This window comes from Daejeonella sp. (assembly GCF_044232565.1).
Taxonomy (GTDB): Bacteria; Bacteroidota; Bacteroidia; order Sphingobacteriales; family Sphingobacteriaceae; genus Daejeonella.
In genome coordinates, this window is the sequence record NZ_JBIILQ010000159.1 from 1 (window position 1) to 6,463 (window position 6,463).

General features: G+C 37.5%; 4 protein-coding genes and 1 pseudogene. All 5 read left to right on the plus strand.

The features are described from left to right. Nucleotides 1–905: pseudogene (locus ACILQF_RS09190) on the plus strand (hypothetical protein); the annotation flags it as partial. 12 nt (nt 906–917) lie between these two features. Further along, entirely contained in the window at nt 918–1,241 is a 324-nt protein-coding gene (locus tag ACILQF_RS09195) for a hypothetical protein (protein ID WP_395627117.1), read from the plus strand. A gap of 553 nt (nt 1,242–1,794) precedes the next feature. Further along, a complete protein-coding gene (locus ACILQF_RS09200; RefSeq protein WP_395627118.1) occupies nt 1,795–3,336 on the plus strand; it encodes a hypothetical protein in 1,542 nt (513 codons plus the stop codon). Between the two features lie 114 nt (nt 3,337–3,450). Further along, the gene (locus ACILQF_RS09205) at nt 3,451–4,818 is read left to right on the plus strand and encodes a peroxiredoxin family protein (protein ID WP_395627119.1); all 1,368 of its coding nucleotides are present in this window, start codon (nt 3,451–3,453) and stop codon (nt 4,816–4,818) included. Between the two features lie 25 nt (nt 4,819–4,843). Further along, nucleotides 4,844–6,463 (plus strand): YDG domain-containing protein (locus ACILQF_RS09210; protein ID WP_395627120.1); only part of this gene is annotated, 1,620 nt, incomplete at its 3' end.

A 6,463-nucleotide genomic window follows, 5' to 3' on the forward strand; every position in this document is an offset into this window, starting at 1 on the left:
GAATCAGTAGTTCCGGAATGATGCAAGAAGCTTTAGTAAATTTAAAACCTGATTTTTATGCTTTTACCTTATCGGATGTGAATAAGCTGAAAATTCTCAATTTTAGTCCCTTGCTGACCCCTTTTGGAACTTATGTCATTAAAGCTCCTGCAAATGTGCTCATGACTCAGCAGATAGGAAAAACGGCAAGCGACCGACCATTATTAATTTTTGCCGAAGAAAATGGATTAAGAACAGGCATTTTAACGGGTGAGGGTTTATGGAGATGGAGATTGGAAGATTTCCAGGAGAATTTAAATCATGATGCTACTAATGAATTGATTCAGAAAACTGTCCAGTATCTGGTGAGTTCTGATGATAAAAGAAAATTTCGCGTGTATTCACCAAAAAACACTTTTGATGAAAATGAATCGGTCATACTCAATGCTGAGCTTTATAATGATGCATTTGAGCTGGTTAATACTGCAGATGTGAATATTACTCTTAAAAATAATTCAGGAAAATCTTATTCTTTTCTTTTCTCTAGAACTTCGAATGCTTATCAGCTTAAGGCTGGTATTTTACCATCTGGGACTTATTCTTATCAAGCTAAAACAAGTCTTGGGAAGAATTCATATCAAGTTGAGGGACAGTTTATCATCACCGCTCAGCAGCTTGAGTTGAAGCAAAGTGTGGCTAATCATCAGCTATTGTACATGATGGCGACTCAAAATGGGGGAAAGATGGTCTTCCCAGATCAAATTGGCTCCATTCCAAGCCTAATTAAGGCTAATGAAACGGTAAAGACAATTGCTTATGAAGATCGTAGCTATGAAGAGCTGATTAATTTGAAATTCATATTTTTCCTTTTGCTTTTATTGCTTAGTGGCGAATGGTTTATGAGAAAACGTAATGGAGAAATTTAAGGGATAAATGATATGGAAAATGGTAAAATCTGGGCGATATTTTCTAAAGTAAAAGATTTAACGATGCAAGGAAAGCTTATTTGGAAGGAAGAGGCCGACTTGAATTCTTTTTTTGCATCTGTAAGTGATTATAAAATTTATGTTGGAAAGAGTGCTGGGACTATAACTTTCGAGCTTTTTAATCATTTATACGAAAAAATAGGGATGTTGGAGCATGGCGGTTATTCTGCAGATGCGGAAGGGCTTGACCTGTTTTATGCCCATGTGCGAAAAACTATCCAAAGCAATGATGATGGTCTTGATGATTTATTAGAACGCTTGGATAGCATTGATTAACCTCTTGTAAGGGTGTTTCTCCCCCTAGGGACAGGCCGCGCCCGTCCTCCATTAAAAAGCCCGTCCTCTTTTCCTGTGGTTGGTATTTACCCTAACGCTAAATGTTGTGGATCGCAGACAAATGGCGACCTATCTCTGCAGGCCTATGTTTTTCAAAATCGCTCACTGGTATATTTCTACTGATTAATAGCTTGAAATCTTGGTTTTAACGCAAAAGCGCTCAAGCTTATTGAAATGATTTTAACGCTTGTTCCCGGTCAGGTTTCTGAGGTGCGCTCCAAACTAGGCAATCTACAAACAAGAAAAAAATACTCCATAATTTTGCTTTAAAACACCCTAGCTTTTTTTTGTCTAGGTTTTGTCTAGGTGCATTTTTCGTTTTGAGGAGTTGTGTCTAACTACTTTCGCCCCATATTTTGTATAATAATCATAATAAAAAAAATCGAGCCATCTTTTTTTTGTGATCATATACCGTTACACTAAAATTTGATAATACCCTCAGACATTTAACTGAACACATTTATACGCAACTCCTAAAATTAATATCAAAAAAATGAAAAAATTACTTGTACTCTACTTTTTGTGTCTTGGTTTTTTTGCCAATGCACAAGTGGGAATTGGAACCGAAAATGCAGCTTCTTCTGCCATTTTGGATGTTACTTCTACTACCAGAGGTTTATTGCCACCCCGTATGACTACCACGGAGCGCGATGCCATTAGCGCACCTGCCACAGGTTTAATGATTTTTAATACAACTACCAATACCCTAAATCTTTTTAATGGTTCTGTTTGGTTTGAAATTACGCAAACCCCCACCCAAGGACAAGCAACAATTAACACGGCCCCTTCATCTCCCGGTATACTCTATGCTACAAAACCTGCCAATTCGGTAAGTTCTACATTTAATTATACTTCAGGAAATTCAAAGCCTTATATAGCACAGTCTGTAGCCTCAACAGGGGTTACAGGATTAACGGCTAACTTAGCTGCGGGTACATTGGGAACTTCTGGTTCTTTGACTTACACCATTACAGGTACACCAAGTGCTGGGGGAACAGCTACTTTTGCGTTAAATTTTGGCGGACAAGCATTTACATTAACCAGATCAGTATTGCCAATAGGTACCATTGCTACAATAGATTGCGCGGGAGCAACCCAAAATGGTAACCTTACAATAGGAGTAGCAGCAAGTGGAGTTAGTTCTGTAATTCCATATACAGGTGGAAATGCAGGTTTTCATGACGGACAAACGCTTACTTCTACAGGTGTAACCGGTCTCACCGCAACATTTAGTGCTGGGAATTTTGCAAATGGAAATGGTAGTTTAACCTATACCATTACAGGTACGCCTGCAAGCGCTGGTACTGCCTCTTTTGCAATAAATATTGGAGGAAAAACCTGTACCCTAACTAGAACAGTTTCATCATGGGCATGCGGTACTAGCTCCGGTACAGAAACTTTTGTCTATGATGGAGCATCTGTTACTTATGGTACATTGGTAGGCGCTGCTGGTAAATGTTGGCTAGATCGGAATCTAGGTGCAACTTATGTAGCAGGAAATAGTATTGCTACTAATGCTTACGGTGACTACTTTCAGTGGGGAAGGGGGGCAGATGGTCATCAAAAAATTAATTCTACAACAACTCCAACATTAAGTAGCTCAGATCAGCCTGTGAATAATAAGTTTATATACAACGGTAGTGGTAATGTTGATTGGCGCGACCCACAAAACAATAATTTATGGTCAGGAGTAAATGGTACAAATAATCCTTGCCCAAGTGGTTATCGATTACCTACACTGCAAGAATTTGAAGCAGAGCTTTCATTGTGGGCCCCCCAAAGTACCAATATTACTAGCTCTGGGTCATTCGCCTCTCTAAAATTGCCTTTAGCAGGCTATCGTGGAGGTACTACTTCTCCCGCAACAACGCCAACCGAAGCTGGTACTAATGGAGTAGGCCTTTATTGGACCAGTACGATTGCCTCCGATCTCACAATCCAAAGTAATTATATTAGAATTAGTAGCTCAAGTGCCACAACTAATAGGACCTTTCGAGTAAATGGATACTCAGTGCGTTGTATCAAGAATTATTAACCCTATTGACATTAATGGAATCATCTAAACTCGCTGCCTTGTAGGGTAGCGAGTTTAAATAAAAATCACAAATGGTATTGAGTTTAGCCCGTTAAGTGCTATAATTTATAGGATATGAAACAGTTTTTAGTACTTATAATTTGTCTTTATTCTAATGGCTTGTTAGCGCAATCAATTAAGGGTCAGTTTTTACAACTAGCTAATCAGTTAATAAAACTAGACGGATTTAATGGTTTTAAAGCCTATGCTATTTCATCTACAAGCGCCGATGAAAAAGGAAATTTTACACTCAACTATTCTGGTGCAGATTATGGTGTGGCTTATTTGATGGCATCAGATAATAAACCCTTATTCGTAATCTTAAGTGGAGAAAATATTGAACTTAAGGGTGAAGCATTAAGTTATAACGAAACTATACAAACAATTAAAGGAGTAGAAAACCAAGCCTTTGCAATTTATGCCAAAGCACATGCAAAAAGAGAACAAGCTTTAAGTGCCTGGCTGTATCTACAAAAAATGTACACTACTGATTCTTTATTTTTGAATCAAATAAAGGCGAAACAAGCCATTGTTGCCGAAAAAAAACGTATCCTAGCAGAAGACGATGCCTTTATAAAGCAGTTACCCCAAGATAGCTATGTGCGTTGGTATTTGCCCATGCGTGGCCTTATAAGTTCGGCAGCTATGATTGCCCAATACCGTCCCGAGGAAGTGGATGCAACTATCCAATCCTTCCGCAACATTGATTATGCGGATAGCCGACTGTACAAAAGTGGTTTGTTTAAAGATGCCATTGAAAATCATATTCTACTGATAGAAAATAGCGGTAGACCTTTGGAGCAAGTATACCGAGAGATGGAAATTTCTATAGATGCAATGCTGGCTTTTTTATTGAAAGATGATAAAAAACTCAATGAAGCTTCTGATTTTTTATTTGGTTTTTTAGAAAGTAGAAGCCTGTTTCAAGTATCTGAATACTTCGCATTGAAATTGCTTAACGAAAAAAATTGTACGCTAGAGACTACTTTGGCACGTCAGCTAGAATCTTATCGTGCGATGAAAATGAGCAATATTGCTCCAGAAATTTTATTTGATAAGAACAAGTTTAGTAATACTTCACAGTCTTTAGAAAAGCTGTCTGATATAAAATCAGCTTTTACCTTGCTTGTTTTTGGGGCCAGTTGGTGCCCAAAATGTAGCGAAGAATTACCCGAATTAGCCAAGCGTTATGCCCAATGGAAAGAAAAAGGAGTAGAGCTTGTATTTATAGCTTTGGAAGAGGATAAACCAAGTTTTGAAAACTTTACAAAGGCCTTTCCTTTTGTATCCTACAGCGATTTTAAAAAATGGGATAGTCAAATGGTAAGCGATTATTATGTGTTTGCTACGCCTACCATGTTTTTACTAGATCAAAATAGAAAAATAATATTAAGGCCTAATTCAATCGGTCATATCGATACATGGATTAATGCCCTTAACTGAAAATCTTAAGATATACCTTCAAAAAATGAGAAGTCAACTAGTTGGAAAATTATTGTGTTTGTTAATAGGGAGTATGTTTATTCCTATTGCTTTGTTTTCGCAAACAATTAGCATCAAAGGAGCTGATTTATTTCATGTCGCTTCCGGAGAAATAGTTTCTTCTGTAGGTGGATTTAAATTTGTGGGATCATCGGGAGCGAGTAAAATTTCATTCCCACAGCAAACTGCTCCTTCTAACAACGGACCTAACAGTAATCGAATTTTGATTACTAATGCCAGCGCAATCTATGAAATAAGAAATGTAGGGCTAAATGAAACAGCTAATTTCTTAATGGATCTTCAAGAATCTTCTACTAAGTTATTGGCGGATGTATCCATTAAAAATAAAACAACTAATACCAACTTTCAAGTCAGCCTTGCATCATCAGATCATACCGGCTTTATTGACATACCTGTTGAGTGGACACTAAGCAAAGTTAACCCACTTTCGACCGATAAGTATACCTTAAGTTTTAAATGGGATGAGGGCTTAGAGCCTAGTGTAATTATCAGTAAGTCCTTGTATGTTTATGATAATTTGAATGCTAAATGGGTTGAATTATCTCCTAATAAAATTACGATTGATGAGACTCAAAACGTATTAACTTATACGGATTACGAGGGTAATTTAAGTAATACCAAGTTTATGATCGCAAAATCAACACTTGCGAATGCTTTATTATCTAATTTGAGTACATCAGCAGGAGCATTTAGTCCAGGTTTCTTAGCAGCAACTCTTGGATATTCTGTAACAGTTCCTAATTCAATAACAGAGATTACAGTCATGCCAACTGCGTCCGATGTTAATTCTACCATCAAGGTAAATACATTAGATGTATTAAGTGCTAATACATCGGGGCAAATAAATTTAAATGAAGGTAGTAATACCATTACTATTGTTGTAACCGCGCAAGATCGAATTACTACTAAAACCTATACTCTAAACATTACCAGGTTAGAATCTATTGACGCTCAAAATTTTACAGTAGAAACGGTAGAAAATCAAACGTATACTGGCTCAGCAATCGCCCCTTCGATCGTGTTGAAAAAGGGTTCATTAAACTTAATAGAAAACACAGATTATACCTTGGGCTATAGCGCCAATACCAATGTGGGCACTGCTAAAGTAATAATTACAGCTAAAGGTAATTACAGCGAAACGCGTGAAGTGAATTATGTTATTACAGCTAAAAATTTAACGATAACAGGCTTAACAGGTAAAAACAAGGTTTATGATGGCAATTCAAGTGCTTCTGCGACTGGTACCGCTGTTTTGACTGATGTGATAGGTACAGATGATGTTTCTTTGTCTGGAAGTCCGGTGTACACTTTTGCCAATGCAAATGTGGCTACAGTAAAAACCATTAGTACTTCAGCCTACACTTTAACAGGATCAGCAGCCAGTAATTATGTACTAATTCAGCCAAGTTTGACTGCCGATATTACAACTAAAAACCTGACGATAACAGGCTTAACAGGTAAAAACAAGGTTTATGATGGCAATTCAAGTGCTTCTGCGACTGGTACCGCTGTTTTGACCGATGTGATAGGTACAGATGATGTTTCTTTGTCTGGAAGTCCGGTGTACACCTTTGCCAATGCAAAT

Excerpts from the sequence above, each read along its gene's own strand:
- ACILQF_RS09195 (WP_395627117.1), top strand. The coding sequence starts at position 918 with ATGGAAAATGGTAAAATCTGGGCGATATTTTCTAAAGTAAAAGATTTA.
- ACILQF_RS09200 (WP_395627118.1), top strand. The coding sequence starts at position 1,795 with ATGAAAAAATTACTTGTACTCTACTTTTTGTGTCTTGGTTTTTTTGCC.
- ACILQF_RS09205 (WP_395627119.1), top strand. The coding sequence starts at position 3,451 with ATGAAACAGTTTTTAGTACTTATAATTTGTCTTTATTCTAATGGCTTG.